The sequence below is a fragment of the Cryobacterium sp. Y11 genome (genome assembly GCF_002929535.1).
GTDB lineage: Bacteria > Actinomycetota > Actinomycetes > Actinomycetales > Microbacteriaceae > Cryobacterium.
On record NZ_PJJO01000047.1, the window covers coordinates 18,289 to 36,685 of the forward strand.

At 63.6% G+C, this 18,397-nt stretch carries 19 protein-coding genes and 1 pseudogene; 16 read left to right on the forward strand and 4 right to left on the reverse strand.

Annotated elements, in window-relative coordinates; genetic code table 11:
* Nucleotides 1-56 precede the first annotated feature (56 nt).
* The 16 genes and pseudogenes from CXY75_RS03335 (at nt 57) to CXY75_RS03410 (ending at nt 14,024) form a co-directional block, all read left to right on the forward strand.
* Entirely contained in the window at nt 57-944 is an 888-nt protein-coding gene (locus tag CXY75_RS03335) for a branched-chain amino acid ABC transporter permease (protein WP_104081441.1), read from the forward strand.
* Nucleotides 941-1,960, forward strand: coding sequence for a branched-chain amino acid ABC transporter permease (locus CXY75_RS03340; RefSeq protein WP_104081442.1), 1,020 nt, complete (start codon nt 941-943; stop codon nt 1,958-1,960). Before CXY75_RS03335 ends, CXY75_RS03340 begins: the two co-directional genes overlap by 4 nt.
* On the forward strand, nt 1,957-2,685 hold the full coding sequence (locus CXY75_RS03345; protein ID WP_199182348.1) for an ABC transporter ATP-binding protein: 729 nt from the start codon (nt 1,957-1,959) through the stop codon (nt 2,683-2,685). Before CXY75_RS03340 ends, CXY75_RS03345 begins: the two co-directional genes overlap by 4 nt.
* The gene (locus CXY75_RS03350) at nt 2,672-3,376 is read left to right on the forward strand and encodes an ABC transporter ATP-binding protein (protein ID WP_104081443.1); all 705 of its coding nucleotides are present in this window, start codon (nt 2,672-2,674) and stop codon (nt 3,374-3,376) included. Before CXY75_RS03345 ends, CXY75_RS03350 begins: the two co-directional genes overlap by 14 nt.
* Nucleotides 3,369-4,385 carry a zinc-binding dehydrogenase gene (locus CXY75_RS03355; protein WP_199182350.1) on the forward strand — a complete coding sequence of 339 codons (1,017 nt, stop codon included), beginning with the start codon at nt 3,369-3,371 and terminating at the stop codon, nt 4,383-4,385. Before CXY75_RS03350 ends, CXY75_RS03355 begins: the two co-directional genes overlap by 8 nt.
* Nucleotides 4,382-5,167: an SDR family NAD(P)-dependent oxidoreductase gene (locus CXY75_RS03360; RefSeq protein ID WP_104081444.1), complete on the forward strand. Its 786-nt coding sequence runs from the start codon at nt 4,382-4,384 to the stop codon at nt 5,165-5,167. The genes CXY75_RS03355 and CXY75_RS03360 overlap by 4 nt, the downstream gene beginning before the upstream one ends.
* Before the next feature lie 38 nt (nt 5,168-5,205).
* Complete coding sequence (locus CXY75_RS03365; RefSeq protein ID WP_104081445.1) at nt 5,206-6,183, forward strand: NAD(P)H-quinone oxidoreductase; 978 nt, start codon at nt 5,206-5,208, stop codon at nt 6,181-6,183.
* Between the two features lie 77 nt (nt 6,184-6,260).
* Complete coding sequence (locus tag CXY75_RS03370; RefSeq protein WP_104081446.1) at nt 6,261-7,079, forward strand: SDR family oxidoreductase; 819 nt, start codon at nt 6,261-6,263, stop codon at nt 7,077-7,079.
* Nucleotides 7,072-7,887, forward strand: a complete 816-nt coding sequence (locus tag CXY75_RS03375) for an SDR family NAD(P)-dependent oxidoreductase (RefSeq protein ID WP_104081447.1) — start codon at nt 7,072-7,074, stop codon at nt 7,885-7,887. Before CXY75_RS03370 ends, CXY75_RS03375 begins: the two co-directional genes overlap by 8 nt.
* A 134-nt stretch (nt 7,888-8,021) precedes the next feature.
* Nucleotides 8,022-8,918: a transketolase gene (locus CXY75_RS03380; protein WP_104081448.1), complete on the forward strand. Its 897-nt coding sequence runs from the start codon at nt 8,022-8,024 to the stop codon at nt 8,916-8,918.
* Entirely contained in the window at nt 8,915-9,859 is a 945-nt protein-coding gene (locus CXY75_RS03385) for a transketolase family protein (protein ID WP_104081449.1), read from the forward strand. The genes CXY75_RS03380 and CXY75_RS03385 overlap by 4 nt, the downstream gene beginning before the upstream one ends.
* 8 nt (nt 9,860-9,867) lie before the next feature.
* Nucleotides 9,868-10,836 carry a zinc-binding dehydrogenase gene (locus tag CXY75_RS03390; RefSeq protein WP_233201703.1) on the forward strand — a complete coding sequence of 323 codons (969 nt, stop codon included), beginning with the start codon at nt 9,868-9,870 and terminating at the stop codon, nt 10,834-10,836.
* A 155-nt stretch (nt 10,837-10,991) separates the two neighbouring features.
* Complete coding sequence (locus tag CXY75_RS03395; RefSeq protein ID WP_104081451.1) at nt 10,992-11,513, forward strand: hypothetical protein; 522 nt, start codon at nt 10,992-10,994, stop codon at nt 11,511-11,513.
* Nucleotides 11,510-12,748: an amidohydrolase gene (locus tag CXY75_RS03400; RefSeq protein ID WP_104081452.1), complete on the forward strand. Its 1,239-nt coding sequence runs from the start codon at nt 11,510-11,512 to the stop codon at nt 12,746-12,748. Before CXY75_RS03395 ends, CXY75_RS03400 begins: the two co-directional genes overlap by 4 nt.
* Nucleotides 12,745-13,539 (forward strand): annotated as a pseudogene (locus CXY75_RS03405) (M20/M25/M40 family metallo-hydrolase); the annotation flags it as partial. The gene CXY75_RS03400 and the pseudogene CXY75_RS03405, both read left to right, overlap by 4 nt.
* The gene (locus CXY75_RS03410) at nt 13,521-14,024 is read left to right on the forward strand and encodes a recombinase family protein (RefSeq protein ID WP_233201704.1); all 504 of its coding nucleotides are present in this window, start codon (nt 13,521-13,523) and stop codon (nt 14,022-14,024) included. The pseudogene CXY75_RS03405 and the gene CXY75_RS03410, both read left to right, overlap by 19 nt.
* Before the next feature lie 316 nt (nt 14,025-14,340).
* Here the strand turns inward: CXY75_RS03410 and CXY75_RS19695 are convergent, their stop codons facing one another.
* From CXY75_RS19695 to CXY75_RS03425, 4 genes are all read right to left on the reverse strand, one after another.
* Complete coding sequence (locus CXY75_RS19695; protein WP_158251104.1) at nt 14,341-14,517, reverse strand: hypothetical protein; 177 nt, start codon at nt 14,515-14,517, stop codon at nt 14,341-14,343.
* 142 nt (nt 14,518-14,659) lie between these two features.
* A complete protein-coding gene (locus CXY75_RS03415; protein ID WP_104081494.1) occupies nt 14,660-15,433 on the reverse strand; it encodes an SDR family NAD(P)-dependent oxidoreductase in 774 nt (257 codons plus the stop codon).
* 2 nt (nt 15,434-15,435) lie between these two features.
* Nucleotides 15,436-16,713 (reverse strand): iron-containing alcohol dehydrogenase, encoded by a 1,278-nt coding sequence (locus CXY75_RS03420; protein ID WP_199182352.1) that lies wholly within the window; start codon nt 16,711-16,713, stop codon nt 15,436-15,438.
* Nucleotides 16,710-18,206 (reverse strand): NAD-dependent succinate-semialdehyde dehydrogenase, encoded by a 1,497-nt coding sequence (locus tag CXY75_RS03425; RefSeq protein ID WP_104081455.1) that lies wholly within the window; start codon nt 18,204-18,206, stop codon nt 16,710-16,712. The genes CXY75_RS03420 and CXY75_RS03425 overlap by 4 nt, the downstream gene beginning before the upstream one ends.
* Nucleotides 18,207-18,397 lie beyond the last annotated feature (191 nt).

Genomic DNA, 18,397 nt, shown 5'->3' on the forward strand with positions numbered 1-18,397 from the left:
CGAAAGCCCCGGCCGACTGTTCTCGGCCGGGGTCCTAAGTTGCGAAAGGAATATCGATGGAGATACTGATTCAAACTCTCGTCGCAGGAGTCCTGCTGGGCGGGGTATACGCCCTGGTATCGGTGGGGCTCAACCTGCTCTTCGGCGTGGTGCGCGTCATCAATTTTGCGCATGGCGAGTTCGTCATGATCGGCATGTATATCGCGTTTTGGTTGTGGGCCGGACTGGGCCTGGACCCGTACGTGTCCCTACTGATCGTCGCTCCAGCGATGTTCCTCCTTGGCGTAATCTTCCAGCGCGGCATCATCCAGCCGATCCAGGGGACATCGGCCAACATGAAAATCTTCGTAACGGTTGGCATCTCGATTATCCTGCAGAACCTGGCGTTGTTCCTCTGGGGCGGCCAGCACCGTACCGTCAGCACCAGCTATTCGACGTCGGTGTTCAACCTTGGCGGAGTCACCATTTCCGTCGGCCGGCTGATCGCGTTCATCGGAGCGCTCGTGCTAGTCGCGGCTCTCTTCTACATCATGAACCGGACCATGACCGGCACCGTCCTGCGTGCAATCGCTGAGGACGGTCCGACGGCCGTGCTCGTGGGCATCCCAGTGAAGAAGTTCTACTTCGTAGCCACCGGCATCAGCGTGATGCTCGCCGGTGTCGCCGGCGTGATGCTCACGCCATTCACCTCCGCCTCTCCAATGTTTGGTTTTCACATGACCCTGATCGCCTTTATCGTCGTCGTTATCGGCGGAATGGGCAGCATGGTGGGCTCGCTGGTTGGCGGTGTGCTGCTGGGCGCGATCGAGACGCTGGCCGGTACCTATATCTCTCCGGCGCTGCAGCAGGCCGTGCTATTCGCCATATTTATCATTGTCGTCCTCGTCCGGCCTCAGGGTCTGTTCGGTAAGGGCGCCGGCACCGAGGAGGTGGGCCTCAAGTGAAGCGCTCGCACCTGATAAGTGGCGTTGTCGTCCTCGCCCTGATGGCTTTCCTCCCACTGATCATCGGTCAGTACCTGCTCAATAACGCCGTACTTATTGTCATGTTTGTCGGCATTACGGTTGCTTGGAACATCGCTGCCTTCGGTGGTGCCCTGTCGCTGGGCCACGCTGCGTTTTTCGGCCTCGGCTCGTACACAATGGCGATCTTGCTGCTCGACTTCGGCGTCAATCCGTGGATCGGGATGTTGGCAGGAATGGTGGTGGCAGCCGGCGGCGGTTTACTCCTGTCGATCCCGCTGCTGCGGCTGCGTGGGCCGTTCTTCACACTCGCATCGATCGCCTTCGCCGAGGTGATCCGGCTAGTGGCGGTCTACGCCCGCGACTTCACCGGCGGTTCCGAGGGCCTCACGATCCCGTATGCGCCGGGCTGGCTCAATATGTCGTTCTCAGACCGGGAACCGTATTACTACATTGTCCTCGGTCTGACGGCCATCGCGGTGCTGGTATCGGTCTGGATCTACTACTCACGGGTGGGCTACCAACTCCGGGCCTCGGGTTCGGACGACGAGGCCACGCGTGCCCTCGGTGTCAACACGGCCGTGCTGAAGGTAGTGGCGCTCGTGATCTCAGCGGCATTGACGGGCGCTTTCGGTGCCTTTGCCGCGCAGTACTTCTTCATCGTCGATCCCGAAACCAACTTCTCGCTGAACCTCTACTCCATCCAGCCGGCGCTTAACGGCATCATCGGCGGGGCCGGGACAGTACTCGGCCCGATCCTCGGTGCAGTGTTGATGACGCCTATTGGTGAATACATGCGCGGTGCCTTCGCCGGACAGCAGGGCTTGAACTTCATGATTTACGGCGTAGTGCTCGTCGGCGTGGTCATGCTCATGCCCGGGGGCTTGGTTTCCGGCATCGAGAAGCTGCGCGCACGATTCCGGCTGAAGCGGGGCGTAGGTCGGCGAACCGACACCACAGCAGCTCTCGACGAATCCCGAGCGGAGGACCGGCTATGAGTTTGTTGGAGATTGAGAACGTCTCAAAACGTTTCGGCGGTGTGCAGGCAGTCGACGATGTGTCGCTGCACGTGGACGAGGGGGAGATTCTGGGGATCATCGGACCGAACGGAGCCGGCAAGACCACCCTGTTCAATCTCATCACCGGCACGATCCGCTCGGACACGGGCAAAATCAGCCTCGCCGGTGCGGACATCACCACCACGAGTCCGACCAAGCGGGCACGGGCCGGTATCGGCCGGACCTTCCAGGTGGTACGCCCGTTCCTGAGGATGACCGTGGCCGAAAACGTCATGGTTCCGGTCCTGGTGCACACCCACAAGGTGAGCGAAGCCCGGAATAAGGCGGTTGCCCTCCTGGAGGAGCTCGGTATCGGGAAGCTGGCCGACCTGGACGTCAGCCAGCTCACCTTGGCGCAGCGAAAGCGCATTGAGGTGGCCCGTGCGTTGGCCACCGAGCCGAAGGTACTGCTGCTGGATGAAGTGCTCGCAGGTCTGAACAACCGGGAGGTGCTCGACGTTCTGCCCTTCGTCAATCAGGTCCGTGCCCGTGGCATATCTATCATTATGATCGAGCACCTGGTTAAAGCACTGACCTCCGTCAGCGATCGGATTATCGTACTGGACCAAGGCACCCTCATCGCTCAGGGCAAGTCTGATGACGTACTCAAGGATCCCGCAGTGATCAAGGCTTACATCGGAGAAGAAGATAATGTTGAAGGTTGAGGGCCTAGCCGCCTTTTACGGCGAATCGCAGGCATTGGAGAACGTTTCGTTCGAGCTTCCCGACAACGGCGTTACCGCGCTGTTGGGAGCGAACGCCGCAGGAAAAACCACAACACTGCGCGTCGTGAGCGGAGTTCTGCCTGCTCGCAGGGGCACGGTGACCTTCAATGGTGTCAACATCACCAAGGCCACCCCCGAGGAACGCGTGCGCCTGGGAATCGTGCACGTGCCCGAGGGGCGGCGGCTCTTCGGCACACTCAGTGTCGAGGAAAACCTCCTGCTTGGTGGGTATTCGAAGCGGAAAGACGGCAATAGCAAGGAGCGGCTGGACCGGATCTACTCAATGCTTCCCAAGCTCGCTGAGCGACGCACCCAGCTCGCGGGCACCCTCTCGGGCGGGGAACAGCAGATGTGCGCCGTGGGGCGCGGTTTGATGTCCGAGCCGACGGTGCTGATGATCGACGAGATGTCGCTCGGGCTGGCACCGGTCATCGTCTCGCAAATGTTCTCCTTCGTGAAGGAAATCGCTGCGAGGGGCGTTTCGGTGCTCCTCGTCGAGCAGCAGGTGCAGCATGCGCTGCAGGCCGCCGATCGGGCCACCATCATCGACAGGGGCGTCACCACGCACAGTGGCACCTCCGAGGAGATCCGGAACGATCCCAAGGTACGAGAGGCATACCTCGGTGTCTGAGACAACGCTGCCGGCACTGGTCAAGGCAGGGCCTGACTGGACGACGACGTCTGTCGTCGACGTCGTCGTCCGGCCGCCGGCCGCGGGCGAGGTTCAGATTCGGGTTGAGGCCTGCGGGCTCTGCGGCAGCGACGTACATGCCTGGCGCGGTGATGACGGGTACGACTGGGTGCGCACGCCGGTGGTTCTCGGTCATGAGCTCGTCGGTGAGGTGGTCGCCATAGGGGAGGGCGTCGACGCCTTCTGGATCGGCCGACGGGTTGTCCCCATCGCCATTGACGGCTGCCACGACTGTGCGACCTGTGCGACGGGACTGACGCAGATCTGTTCCGACCGCCAGGTGCTCGGCTTGTCCTTCGACGGCGGCTGCGCCGCCTACGCCGCGGTGCCGGTCGGCCGCTTGGTTGAGGTGGACGCCGATGCCCCGGCTCTGCGGATGACGCTGACTGAACCGATGTCCGTCGCCGTCCGGGCCGTGCGTCACCTCGGTGAGCTCCCGCCAGGAGCGCGCGTCGCCGTCTCGGGTCCCGGCCCGATCGGGATGTTTTCGGCCTGGCTGCTCGCCCGGGCCGGCGTCGATGTCGTGCTGACCGGTACCGAGCGCGATGAAGCCACCCGCCTGGCTGCGGCCCGGCGTCTGGGTATCACTGCCGTTCGCGGTGACCTAGGCGAGCTTTCCACTCCGGTGGATGCATGGATCGAGGCGTCCGGGAGCTCGGCAGGACTGGCACAAGCCGTTGGCTCCGTGGTCCCGGGCGGGACGGTTATCGTCGTGGCTCTCTTCGCCCGGGAGCCAGTCTTTCCGGTGAACGCCCTGGTCCGTGGCGAGATCAAGCTCCTCGGCACGTATGGATCGCTCCGGGAGGATTTTGTTGAGGCTGCGGCGGCACTGGCCTCGGCCGAGGGCTTTGAAGACATTGTCAGTACTGCTTTCCCGCTGACACGGGCGATTGATGCGCTCGAGGCCACGGCCGCCGGCGAGGTCGTCAAGGCGGTGCTGGTGCCGTGAAGACAGGGGCCGGTAGGACGAACCCAGAGAACGGTACGACGCCGGAACCGAGTGTCGGCTCGCGCACGCTCGTTCTCACCGGCGCGGCCGGGGGCATCGGTGCAGCGATTGCTCGCGCATTTGCACGCCGCGGGGACCAGCTCGTCTTGTCTGATCGCTCGGCGGACATGCTGGCGCCGCTGATGGAAGAGCTCAGGAATTTAGGCGCCACCGTCATTGCAGTGCCCGCGGATGTGTCGGATCCGGCGGACAATGACCGGCTCGCCGCCGTCGCACTGGAGCGCTACGGCCGCATCGATGACCTGGTGCTCGCTGCGGGCATCTACCCGGAGAAGTTGCTGACCGAGGTGACCGACGAGGAGTGGCGTCGTTGCCTCAGCATCAACCTTGACTCGGCGTTCTACCTCCTGCGCGCCGCCGGACCTCATCTGGCCGACGGTGCCGGCGTTGTGGCATTGACGTCGATCGCAGGGCTTCGCGGTAGCCGCGGACACGCCGCGTATGCCGCGAGTAAGGGCGGGCTGCTTTCTCTGGTGCGGTCGATGGCGTGGGAGCTTGGTCCGCAGGTCCGGGTCAACGCCGTCGCCCCGGGGATTATTAACACGTGCATGACTACCGGGTTACGGGACACCTCCTCGGAGAACCTGCTCCGTGGCACCCCGCTAGGCAGGTTCGGCACGCCCGAGGAAGTCGCCGGTGTCGTGGAGTTTCTCTGCTCACCGGGTGCCGGCTTCATCACTGGAGAGGTTATCCAGGTGAACGGCGGTCTGCACATGCACTGACCACGGCCAACAACCGAGTCTGATCGAAGAGGATAAGTATGAGAGCTGTGACCTACAAGGGCGCCGGCGGCAATGAAGTGATTGAGCTGACCGATCGCCCTGACCCCAAGCCCGAGGGCGACGAGGTACTCGTTCGCGTGCGGTACGCCGCGCTCAACCCGGCGGACCTGCAGCAACGCAACGGCGACTATCCGCCGCCCCCAGGAGCACCGGTCGACATCCCAGGACTGGAGGTAGCCGGCGAGGTGATCGCCGCGGGTCCGCGCGCCCTCAATGTCGCCGTCGGCGACCGCGTCATGGGTCTGGTCGCCGGGGGCGGCCTGGCCGACCACGTCCTGGTCTCCGAACGGCATGTGTGCGCTGTGCCCGAGAATCTTGAGGACCTAGCGGCAGCCGCTGTGCCCGAAGGTTTCATCACGGCCCATGATGCAATTCGGAGCCAGGCGGCATTGCGTCCCGGCGAGATCCTGCTGGTTAATGGAGCCACCGGCGGTGTGGGCAGTGCCGCGGTGCAGATCGCACACGCCAGTGGGGCCCGCGTCATCGGAACGAGCCGTACGGCAAGGGGTCGGGAGTTGATCTCCGAACTGGGCGGCATACCGGCCGACCCGGAGACGGTGGCCGACGTCGTCCATGAAACCTCGGTAGGCCGCGGAGCCGACGTCGTGCTCGAGCTGGTCGGGGCACCCAACCTCGCCAGCGACCTCGCAGTGTTGGCGGTCTTGGGGCGCGTCATCGTCGTCGGTGTGGGCGCCGGGGCCGAGGCGACGATCAACCTGCGCGCGCTCATGGGCCGGCGGGGGCGTCTGTTCGCGACCGTGCTCCGGGCGCGCTCAACAGAAGAAAAGGCTGTCGCCGTGCGCGCCTTCGAGCGCGAGATGCTCCCGCATCTGGCCAGTGGAGATCTGCGACCCATTGTCGACCGGATCTTCCCCGTTCGCGATGTCGCGGCAGCGTTCGACCACCTCGAGTTCGGGGTCAAGCAGGGAAAGGTGCTGCTCGACTTCGGCTCCTGAACCAGGCCAACCCGACCGGAGCCCGACCGGCGTCCACACTGGCGCCGGACGGCGTCTACACAGAGACAGGAACGAACATGCAGGACACATTGCACGGCCGCACCGCACTTGTCACCGGGGCCAGCAGCGGCATCGGGGCCGGGATCGTCCGGTCCCTGCTTGCTGCCGGGGCCAGGGTCCACGGCGTTGCACGGCGCGGCGATCTTGTGGCTGAAATTTTGGGCGCCGAGGCGATTGAGGCCGGGCGGGCGGTGGCACACGGCGCAGACCTGACGGACCCCGTGCAGGTCGACGGCTTATGCGACGCGCTTGAGACGGACCAGCCAGACATTATTGTGTGCGCGGCGGGGACCAACATCACGGATCGTCAGTTCGGCCAGCTGACCCAGGAATCATGGGAAACGGTCCGCACGCTCAACCTCGACTCGATCGTGCACCTCCTGCGGCGCACGATCCCGTCCATGCGCGGGCGGGGCGGCGACGTCGTCCTCATCGCGTCCGTGTCGGCGCAGTGGCCGGACCATGCCGGCCCTGCCTACGCGGCGAGCAAGGCCGCGCTCGTCGCCCTTGGCCGGGGGATTTCCCGGGATGAGCACGCCGCGGGGGTGCGCGTCACCTCCGTCCTGCCCGGTCTGGTCGACACTCCGCTTGTCGACCGGCGACCCTCACCGCCGCCGCCCGAACTGCGACGTTGGTGCCTCAAACCGGAGGATGTTGCGGCGGCCGTGCTCACCGCGGTTAGCCTTCCACCGCGGGCCCATATACCTGAGATGACTATCGTCGCCACGCGCCTGCAATCGATGGGCGGGACGCAGACTGGCTCTCCGGATCTTCCCGCAGGTCTCGACAACCGATCGCCGGAACGTTTTGACCAGAAGGAGACCGCCTATGTCTGAGCGCAGTTACCAACCACTTGCTGGCAAGGTGGCCGTCGTCACCGGTGCGGCCCGCGGTATCGGTCGCGCGTACGCTATCCGACTCGCAGAGCTCGGCGCCGACGTCGCTGTCGTGGACCGTAATTTGCGCTCCTTCACCGAGGTGGCGGCCGAGGAAGAGGCTGCTGGCGGCAGGTCAACTGATGAGCTCATTGTGGCGCTGGGACGCCGCACTGTGGGCCTCACAGCTGACGTCACAGATCCCGATAGCATCGGGGCCGCCATCAATGAGGTGGTCGCCGCGCTAGGACACCTCGAAATCGTCGTTTGCAACGCCGGGGGAGGCTCCGGGTCCATGACCGATTCTCTCCCGTCTCATGCCACCGCGCAGCACGTTGAGACCGTTGTCCAGCGCAACCTCGTAGGCACGATTTCCACCTGCCGTGCGGCTGCTCGCCACATTCGCGGACAAGGCTGGGGACGAATCGTGACAGTGTCCTCCATGGCGGGGAACATGCCTTTCCGCGGCGGCGGCTACTCCATTTACGGTGCGGCTAAGGCTGGCATCGAAATGTACACCCGGTCGCTCGCCCAAGAGTTAGGCCCCCATGGCATCACCGTGAACTGTCTTGCACCGGGGTACATCGCCACCGGACGCCTCTCGGTAATGTTCGACAACCTCGGTTCGGACGATCTGCTTGAGTCAGTCGCCCTGCGCCGTTTCGGTACCCCGGACGACTGCGCCGGTGCCCTGGAGTTCCTCGTTACCGACCTGGGCGCATATGTTACTGGAACCGTTATCCCTGTTGACGGTGGCTCTATGACTTGAGTCCTCATACCTGTTCCACGGGCAAGGTGAACGGCCCTTATGTCAACTTTCATTCTTCCGACCTCGCAGATATTGCTAGCCCCGTCGGATTTACACAACGAATGCGCCCGCAGTGCCGAATTGGAGAAGATTCGATGAGTACAGCAACCAAAGCCCGGCCAACGGACGAGGAGCTCGTCCGGCTCGCTCAGCGCGGACGATGGCTCGTCCTGAGCACAGTATCCCGAAAGAAAGCTGGCCACATCGGTGGATCATTGTCTGCGATGGACATGCTCGTCACGCTGTACTTCGACATCCTGCGCCGCGACCCTAGTCGGCCCGATGACCCAGACAGGGACCGATTCATCCTCTCCAAGGGCCACAACGCGATAGCCCTATACACTGTGATGGCGCTGCGCGGATACCTGCCCGTCGAGGAGCTCGATACCTTCGACCAAGGTGACTCGCGACTCCAGGGCCATCCCGACCTCTTGCGGTTGCCGGGCTTGGACGCCTCGACGGGCTCGCTCGGGCAGGGACTCGCGGTCGGAGCCGGTATGGCTCTCGAGGCTCGCCGCCGAGGCAAGGACTTTACGACGTTCGTCATGCTCGGTGATGGCGAGCATCAGGAGGGCATGGTGTGGGAGTCCGTAGCGTGCGCGAGCCGCTACCGACTGGACAACCTCGTAGCAATCATCGACCGCAATGGCCTGCAGCAGTACGGGTGGGAGCACGACGGCGGGCCGGATTCCCGTTTCGACCGGCTCGACCCGTGGGCGGGTGTGGACCTGTGCGCCGTTTACCGGGGATTCGGTTGGAATGTCGTCGAGGTCGATGGACATGACATCCCTGCGCTACGCGGGGTATTTTCTGCTGCCAAGGAACGTCGCGGGAGCAACGGTCGTCCGACTGTCGTCATGGCAACGACGAACAAGGGCCGCGGTGTGTCCTTCACCGAAGGCCAGTACAAATGGCATAACGGGGTAGCGACCGATGAGCAGCTTGCCCAGGCACACATCGATCTCGGCATGGACAGGGTGGAAGCGCAATGACTTCGCAACGTGAGGCATGGGTGGCTGAGCTCATTGAATTAGCCGGGCGTGACGACCGGGTCCTCGTCCTGGACGGTGATCTCGGGACTTCAACTAAGGCGTCGGATTTTGCCGCAATTTATCCTGGGCAGTTCTTGCAGATGGGCATCGCCGAGCAGAACCTTGTTGGCATCGCGGCCGGTATGGCGTCGCTTGGTGCGGTCCCGTGGGTGGCGACGTTCGGTGTATTCCTGACCCAGCGAGCATTGGACCAGGTGCGGATGCTCGTCGCCCAGACGGGGGCGAACGTCAAGTTCGCGGGTCATTACACCGGCTTGCTCAATGGGGGGTCGGGCAAGACCCACCAAGACATCGAGGACCTCGCTATCCTCCGGGCGATGCCGGGAATGACTGTGATCGTCCCGGCTGACGGTGCGGAAACCCGTGCCGCCGTGCGCTGGGCCGTCGAGCACACCGGCCCGGTCTATCTGCGACTCGCACGGGATTCGGAGAAAGAAGTGGACACCGGAGGGGTTTTGCAACCCGACCATCTGGTTGAGTTGCGTCATGGGAAGGACGTCACGGTTATCTCTACGGGTGTGCAGACGGCGCGTACGGTGGCCGCCCTGGATCTGTTGGCTGACCGCGGGGTGTCCGCTCGGCATCTGCACGCCGCCTTCCTGAAACCGCTCTCGGAGCGAACCGTGGTTGACGCCGTTGGTGAGGCGACCGAGGTGGTCACTGTGGAAGAGCACTCGGTGCGCGGCGGCCTCGGCGGCCTCGTGGCCGAGGCGATCGCTTCCATTGGTCGACCGATACGTGTTACCAGGGTAGGGCTTGCGGACACCTGGTCGGAATCCGCGCCGAACGACTTCCTCCTCGACCGTTATGGCCTCTCGCCGGAACGAGTGGCCGAGCGGATCCAGGCGGCTGTCGGCTCCCCACTCGGAGCGGCGACATGATCGCAGTCATGAAGACGGTAAGCGGTGAGGTCACGCTCACCCACCGTGCCGTTCCGGAGGTGGGGGCAGGGCAGGTACGCCTGGAGGTCAGCGCCACCGGCGTCTGCGGGACGGATCTGCACATCGCAGCCGACGAGTATGCCTCGGAGCCGCCGGTGACAATGGGGCACGAGATTTCTGGCATGGTGGTTGAGGTCGGGCAAGGCGGCGATCCGTCATGGCTCGGGCAGCGCGTTGTCTGCGAGACTTACTTTTCCACGTGCGAGGTCTGTCAGATGTGCCGAGCGGGCAGGCGTAACCTCTGCGCCTCACGCCGCTCACTGGGTTCGTTTGAGGACGGCGGGTTTGCGGCGTCCGTAGTCGTGCCAGCTCTGAACTTGCACGCCGTTCCGGACCACGTCGCCAGCGAAGATGCAGTGCTCTTCGAACCGCTCGCGTGTGTAGCCCAGTGTCTCCTCGATCCAAGTCGTGTCGAGGCCGGAGAGCGCGCCCTCGTTATTGGCCCGGGGGCCATGGGGTTGCTCAGCATCCAGGTGGCTCTCGTTGCCGGTGCGGAAGTGGCCTGTCTCGGGCTGGCGTCCGACACACGACGGTTAGCCGTTGCAGAACGCATGGGAGCAGCCATTGTTACGGAAGCAGAGTCGGAGGCATATGACGTGGTGATTGAGTGTTCCGGCGCCCCCGCCGGGATCTCGGCTGCCTTCCGGGCAGTACGACGCGGGGGTCGCTACGTCCAGGTAGGCATTAGTGGACGAGAAGTCACAATTCCGTTTGATTCGGTGCTGTACAAGGAGTTGGAAGTTTCGTCAGGATTCGCTTCGACCCCCGGTTCCTGGCGACGTGCCCTCGATCTCGTCAATCGCCGACAAATCAACCTTTCAGGACTTGTCACGCACACGTTGCCCCTAGAGCGATGGGAGGAAGCCTTCGCGCTCGTCGGCTCAGCCGATGCCATCAAGGTGGCGTTGTCTCCGTAGCAGATCGATGATCCGCCCGCCGGATTCACACTACGTCGAAGCTCGGTTACCTGCGGGCCAATGAGGTCCACTATGGTTACCAACAGCCAGTCCTGGCAGCGTAGAGGAATCCATTAATTCCGCTGTCCGAAATCCCCGCGGCAGCCTAGTTCTCAGTGCTGTGGGTGGTCGAACCGATCACCTACTATCCGATCCTTGGTCCGGCCGCGATGTACCAGGCTTTCATGATCGGTAACATCGCCAACAAGTTACTTCCCTCTGCACTGGTCGCCCAGGCGGCCATCGGCGCTAAGGCTGGCACCAAGCGCGGCGAATTCTCAGCCCTGATGGCTATTTGCGGCGCTGCGATAGTGCACGTGTTCTTCATGCTGGTGTTTGTCGGCCTACTTGGCTCCTGGCTAGTGAACATCGTGCCAGCCGACGTCACCGACCTCGCGCGCCTGTACATCTTCCCCAGCATCATCGGCGGGGTCATCGTGCAGCTCGTGGTGTCCTTGAAACAACGTCGCGTCACGCTTATCGCCATCGGCACAGCCGCGTTCGTCTTCTTCGTGCTCGTGCCCGCCATTCCCACTATCGCAAACCTCGCCACCGGAATTACCGTCGTCACCACCGCCATACTGGCCTGGTTTCTGCGCAGCAAGCCCCGTTCCGACTCCACGAAAGAGATCTCATGACCGTGACCCTACTTCCGACTGATGACACCACGACCCGCACGATGCAGGAGCTGTACCGGCATCTCCACGCACATCCGGAACTGTCGATGCAGGAGACGGAGACCTGCGCGTTCCTCACCCGGCGCCTTGACGACCTTGGGGTCGAGACCTTCCGTTGCGGCGGGACCGGCGTCGTCGGTATCCTGCGCAACGGCGCCGGTCCCACGGTCGCTTACCGCGCCGACACCGACGGCCTGCCGATCCAGGAAGAGACCGGACTCGACTACGCGAGCACCGCTCGCGGCACCCTGGCCGACGGCACCGACGTGCCCACAATGCACGGATGTGGCCACGACACACACATGACAGTCGCGCTGACACTGGCTGAGTACCTCGTCACCCACCCGTCCGCTTGGGCAGGCACCGTGGTGTTCATCTTCCAACCCGGGGAGGAAACCGGGGCTGGAGCGGTAGCCATGCTCACCGACGGACTGTGGGACCGCGCCCCCCGCCCCGAGATCGTCTACGGCCAGCACGTATGGCCCGGCCTCGCTGGCACCGTCGACATCAGCAGCGGCGTGGCGATGGCGATGGCCGATTCTTGGAAGGTGACCGTGCACGGCCGTCAGGCTCACGGTTCCCAGCCCGACCAGTCGATCGACCCGATCGTGCTCGGCGCTCACATGGTCGTGCGTCTGCAGACCATCGTGTCGCGAGAGGTGCATCCGATGAAGGCCGCCGTGGTCACGGTCGGCACCTTCCACGGCGGACTCAAAGAAAACATCATTCCCGCCACCGCCGAGTTCACCGTTAACGTGCGCACCTTTGACGTCGAGGTGCGTACCCGCGTCCTGGATTCGCTGCGCCGCATCATCGCGGCCGAGGCACAAGCATCCGGAGCCCCCGATCCGATGATCGAGGTGCTCTCCACATTCCCCCGCTGCCACAACGACCCGGCGGCGACCCAACAGCTGATCACTGAGCTCAGCGGCTCCCTCGGAGCGAACAACGTAATCGAAGTTCCGCCAGTGATGGGCAGTGAGGACTTCGGACTGCTCGCCGAGGCCATCGGCGTGCCCTCGGTGTATTGGATGTTCGGCGGCTATTCCCAGCAGGCCATCGACGCAACCGAATCCGTCGCCGGCAATCACTCTCCGCATTTCGCCCCCGACTCCGAGCCGGCCTTGGCAGCCGGGCTCACCGCCGCACTCACCGCCATCCTGTCGCGGGTCGGCACACCGGGCGGCGCCGCATGAGCACCTCAACAGCCCGACTCTCGGTGAACGGACCCCGACTGCTCGCTGACCTCAAAGCCCTCGGCAGCATCGGCCGCGGGCCGGGCGGTGGCCTGGATCGCACTTCCTTCTCGGCAGCCGATGGTGAGGCTCGCGCATGGCTGCTCGGGCGCTGCGCCGAGGCCGGTCTCAGCGCAGAAGTGGACGGCATCGGCAACATCGTCGTATCGCCAGACTACGATGCCCGGACCGCGGCCCAGCCCGCCGTGTGGTCCGGGTCGCACATTGACACCGTGCCAAACGGGGGCGCCTTCGATGGGGCGCTCGGTGTGCTCGCCGCGCTGGAATGCCTGCGCCGCATCCAAGAAGAACGTCCAGCCCTGGACCGACCAGTGCGGGCGGTCATATACACCGACGAAGAGGGCAACTACGCCCACCTATTCGGGTCGAGCGCACTCGTGCGGGGATTCGCCCGTACCGAGCTAGAGTCGCTCACCGGTCGAGACGGCGACCGGTTCGCCGACACCTTCGCAGCCACCGGCGGAGACCTCGACGCGGCCACGGCGACAAAGTTAGACCCCGCCACGCTGCACGCCACGGTGGAATTGCACATCGGACAGGGACCGACGCTCGAGCATCTCGGGCACGACATCGGCGTGGTCACCGGCATCGTTGCGCTCGGCGGCGGCGTGGTATCGTTCCGGGGCCGAGCCGACCATGCTGGGACCACCCCGATGGACCGGCGCCGCAACACCCTCACTAGGCCGAGCTGCGCGCCGCGGGCGCGGCACGGGTGTTTGTCGATCACGGCGAATCGAGTCGCGTCACCGAGCGCCCCCAGTGGCTCGCCTGCATGGACTACTTGCGCTTCGGCGACACTCTCATGGTGCGCCGCCTCGACTGGATCGCGGGAAGCGAGACGATGGCGATTCAGACTATCAATGAGCTGCACGACCGGGGCTTGAACATCAAGAGCCTTACCGAGCCCGATATCGACACGACGACGATGGGCCGTGCCCTGTTCGGCATCGTCGCCGTGTTCGCGCCGCTCCGCGTTGACACGATCCGGGACAACACCCGGCGCGGTCTCGCACACGCACGAGCTGAGGGCCGAGTGGGCGGTCGGCCCTCTGTGATGACTCCCGAGCGCATCAAGCAGGCACTACGGATGCGCGCCGACAAGCACAGCATCGTGCACATCGCAAAGGTGCTCGGCGTCGGCAAGTCGTCGGCCTCCCGAGCCCTCGACAAGGCCGCCGAGGACGCTGCGCACGACGATTCACAGCTCACCGCGTAGCGGCCTGCCCGCATCTTCCGCGTCCCCCCGATAGATGCCGAACTGCGCAAGAAAGACCTCTCGGCGTAGACGCATCGCGACGCGAAGCGCCCTTGACGAGGGTCTCCCTTGTGTGACAATCCCTGCTTCGGGGAGGGGGACCATGTACCCACCGAGGCCGTGCACGGGCCACACAGACGCCACGTGACGAGTCCCGTCGACGTGACAGTGTGGCCGGTGTACGGGTGGACGATCGGGGTCCCGCTGTCCACCTGTGGGCGAGTGGAGCCGCGAAGCGCTAGGGCTCAGGCCGTCCACAGGTGGTCAGGGGGTTACGTCAGGAACCAGCGCTGTCAGTTGCGACGCCCGCGGCGTCGCTCTCGGCCGACGCCGCAGCCGACGACTTGCGCGCCTGGCTCTTGCGTACACGGACCTTCTTATCGGGTTCGGCATAGCCAACCTTCCGCAGTTCCTCGATCGACCAGCCGGCGGCCTGCGCCGTGCCACTACTCATGGAGGTCGACCAGTGGGCCGGGTTCTCCCGACATTTCACTCGTCTCAAATCCGGGGAACCAGCCAAGGACATCACCCTGCTACTGACTGGCGAGTAGTCCGAGTTGGTATGTGATCTCTCGCTACATGAACAAGAATGGGCGTTACGCCCCCTGCCAGCCGCCGTCGATGATCAGCAGTTGGCCGGTCATGTACTCGGAGCCTGATGACGCGAGGAAGACGGTCGGTGCGCCCAGTTCCTCGGGCGTGCCAAACCGTCCGGCGGGAATGCGGTCGAGGAGCTGCTGCCGACGCGAAGGATCAGCGAATAGTTCCTTCGTCATCTCCGTTTCAACGTATCCGGGCGAGACGCCGTTGACGCGAATTCCGAATCCGGCCCACTCGCAGCTGAGAGCGCGAACCACGCCCATCAGGCCCGACTTCGCCGCGTTGTAAGCGATGAGGTTGGGGAGACCGAGCACGCTGGTCAGCGAACAGACAAATACGTGGTTCCCGGGCATGCCAGCAGCGATCTGGCGACGCCCGACCTCCTGGCTCAGCACGAACGGCGCCGTCAGGTTAACCTGGATGACCCGCTCCCACGCGTCGAACGGAAAGACCACCGCTGCTTCGCGATGTTGCGTCCCGGCGCAATGTACCACGATGTCGATAATGCCGCCGAGAGCAGATTCGGCCTCGTCGGCGAGCGCGCCAACCTTCTCCTGGTCCGACAGATCGGTGGCAATCACTACGGCGTGTCCCCCCTGCTCCTCGATGCGAGTTCTCGTCTCCGTGAGCTGATCAACACTGCGCGACACTAGCGCGGTCTTGGCTCCTGCCGCAGCCACAGCCAGAGCGATGGACCGACCAATTCCGCGGCCAGCCCCCGTAACCAGAGCACGCTTGCCCTCAAGCGAGAAGGTGTCGGTGAAAGGCACGATCAAGACCACCAGCTCCGATCGCCGGTGAAAGCCTTGTTCAAGATTCGGATCATTGATTCCTCTGTCAGTTCGCGGGGATTGTTGGCGGTGAGTCGCGTAGCTTTGATGGCATGTGAGGCAATGCTCGGGATATCGCCGCTATCAACGCCAAGCGCTTCAAGGTCAGCGGGAATGCGCAATGCGGTGAGAATCTCATCCACCCGGGTGATCGCGGCACGGGCGTTTTCCAGTTCGCTGTGGCCGGGGTCGGCTACATCGAGCAGCTCCGCCATTGAAGCGAACTCGGGTACTCGCGTTGGCAGGTTGTATCGCATGACGTAGGGGAGCAGGGTCCCTACTCCGATGCCGTGTGGCGTGTGCGTCAGAGCACCAATCGGGGCCTGCAATGCGTGGACGGCCGCGGTGCCCGTGGTGTTGATTGCGAAGCCCGCGTGCATGGCGGCGAGCATTGCATCGCTTCGCGCGTCAATGTCCGACGGTGAGGCGACAACGCGCTCGAGTGCGGTACCCATTAGCTCGAGGCCTGCACGGCAGTGCATGTCGGTGAGCGAATTCTTGCCGACGTATACGAAGGTCTCGACTGTGCCCGGCTCGGGGTTCTTCGCTTTAGCGGTGAAGGCTTCGATGAGGTGCGAGAGCGCGTCGGCGCCGGTGGCGGCCGTGAGGCCAGGGGGACAAGTGAGGGTGAACTCAGGGTCGATGACGGTGACGGATGCCCCAAGGTGCGGGCTCGCAACTCCGATCTTCATCTCAAGATCCGGATCATAGATCACCGCGATACACGTAATTTCGGCACCGGTACCCGCCGTGGTGGGTACCGTGACGAGTGGCAGCGTCGGTCCCGGGACTTTGAACTCGCCATAGTACGACGCGACATCGCCGCCGTAGGTGAGCATGACGGTCGCGATCTTTGCCATGTCCAGACAGCTGCCACCACCGATACCGACGACGACATCGATACTTTCCCCAGCAATGCGCTGCACCAGGTCTTCTACGTTCGTTCGCGGCAGCTCCGCCTCGATATCGGCGTATATCGACACCGAGACTCCCCGCGCTTTGAGGGCCGACACGATGTCCGCGAATTCTGCGCTCACGGCCATCCTCTGGTCCGTGCAGAGCAGGGCGCTCTGGCCGAGCGACTCGACCACGCCCGCGATGGAGGCACGCTGGCCAGCGCCAAAGATCACGATACCTGGCTGGCGGAGCAGGCCGAATCCACCTTCGATCTTGTTGTGCGGGGGAAGAGCCCTTTCCTGAAGCTCGATGGTGGTGCTCAATTTGCAGCCTCCTCGTCAATCGTGAGTGCAATGTAATGCGGCTCCAGAAACTCCTGAATTCCGTGCTCGCCGCCCTCGCGTCCAAGGCCGGACGATCCGGTGCCGCCGAAGGGAGCCACAGGGTCGGCCATGATTCCTCGGTTGATGCCCACCATGCCGCAATGCAACTGCTCGCCGATTCGGATAGCGCGCGAAATATCGCGGGTGAAGACGTAACTCGCAAGGCCGAACTCGGTGTCGTTCGCGAAATCGACCGCCTCCGCGATCGAGTCGACCGTGTGCAGCACGGCTACCGGACCGAACAGTTCCTCGCAGGCCATGCGAGATGCGCGGTCAACGCCACGGATCACGGTCGGCTCGTAGAAGTTGCCGGGACCATTGATCTCCGTACCGCCAGCAAGCAGATCGGCACCGTCAGCGATGGCCGACTGAACGAGAGAATGAATTCGCACGCGTTGGTCCGCGGAGATCAGCGGCCCCATAAACGTGTCCGATGCGTAACCGTCACCAACGACGAGTTGCTTGGTGGCGGCGACGAACTTCTCCGTGAATTCCTCCGCGATCGCGCTGTGAAGGATGAACCGGTTCGCTGCAACACACGCTTGACCCGCATTGCGGAACTTGCATGTAATCGCTTCGCGTACCGCGAGGTCGATATCCGCGTCATCCGCGACGATGAATGCGGCGTTACCGCCCAACTCCATAGAGGAGTTCACGACGTTCTTTGCCGCGAGTTCAAGCAGGCGCGAGCCGACGCCGGTGGAACCGGTGAAGCTGAGTTTTTTCAATCGACGGTCGTTAAGGAGCGGGCTCGAGATGCCGCTCGATTTCGTGGTGTGCAGTAGGTTGACAACGCCCGCGGGGATTCCGGCGTCATCCAACGTCTTCACGAGAAGCGTAAGTGTCAGGGGCGTCTGCTGGGCAGATTTCACGATCACGGTGCATCCAGCAGCCAGCGCCGCGCTGATCTTGCGCGCACCCATCAGCATCGGGAAGTTCCATGGCGTGACGAGAAGGCTGGGGCCAATCGGGTGATGGGACGTGATAACGCGATATCCCGGGTTCGAACCAACACCGTAGGTACCGTTGACGTGCGCAATCTGTTCCGTTACCCACTCAAAGAAGCCTGCAGACAGGGCGAACTCGGACATCGCTTCACCGGTCGGTTTGCCGCTTTCGGCGGTCATCGTATCCGAGAACTGGCGAGCACGGTCCCTCATAAGGTCAAGCGCGCCACGGAGCAGCCGCGCACGGGCGCGGGGGTCCATCCCACCCCACTCAGCCTGCGCCGCGTTCGCCGCGTCGAGAGCCGCGAGCGCATGCTCCCCTGTCGCGTTGCTGACCTCTCCGATAATTGCGCCGGTCGCAGGATTCGTCACCTGGAACGTCTCGTCGAGGTCAATCCACTGGCCACCGATGAAATTCCCCGTGGGTAACTCGTGTCCACGGACATGTATCACTCGTGTGGCAGTCGGCTCGATCAATATCGTCATGTCATTTCCGATCTCTTCGCGAAGCTTCTGGGTCCGACCGGGACAACACTGCTCGGTCGGCTCTGACCAACTTTCTCATATAATGAACAGCAAGTTCAGTATAAAGGAATAAAGCGCGTGTGCATAGCGAAAGATAGGGCGGAAGTCGCCATCGAAGGGTGCGTGAACTTTTGATTCCCACGAGGAGACTG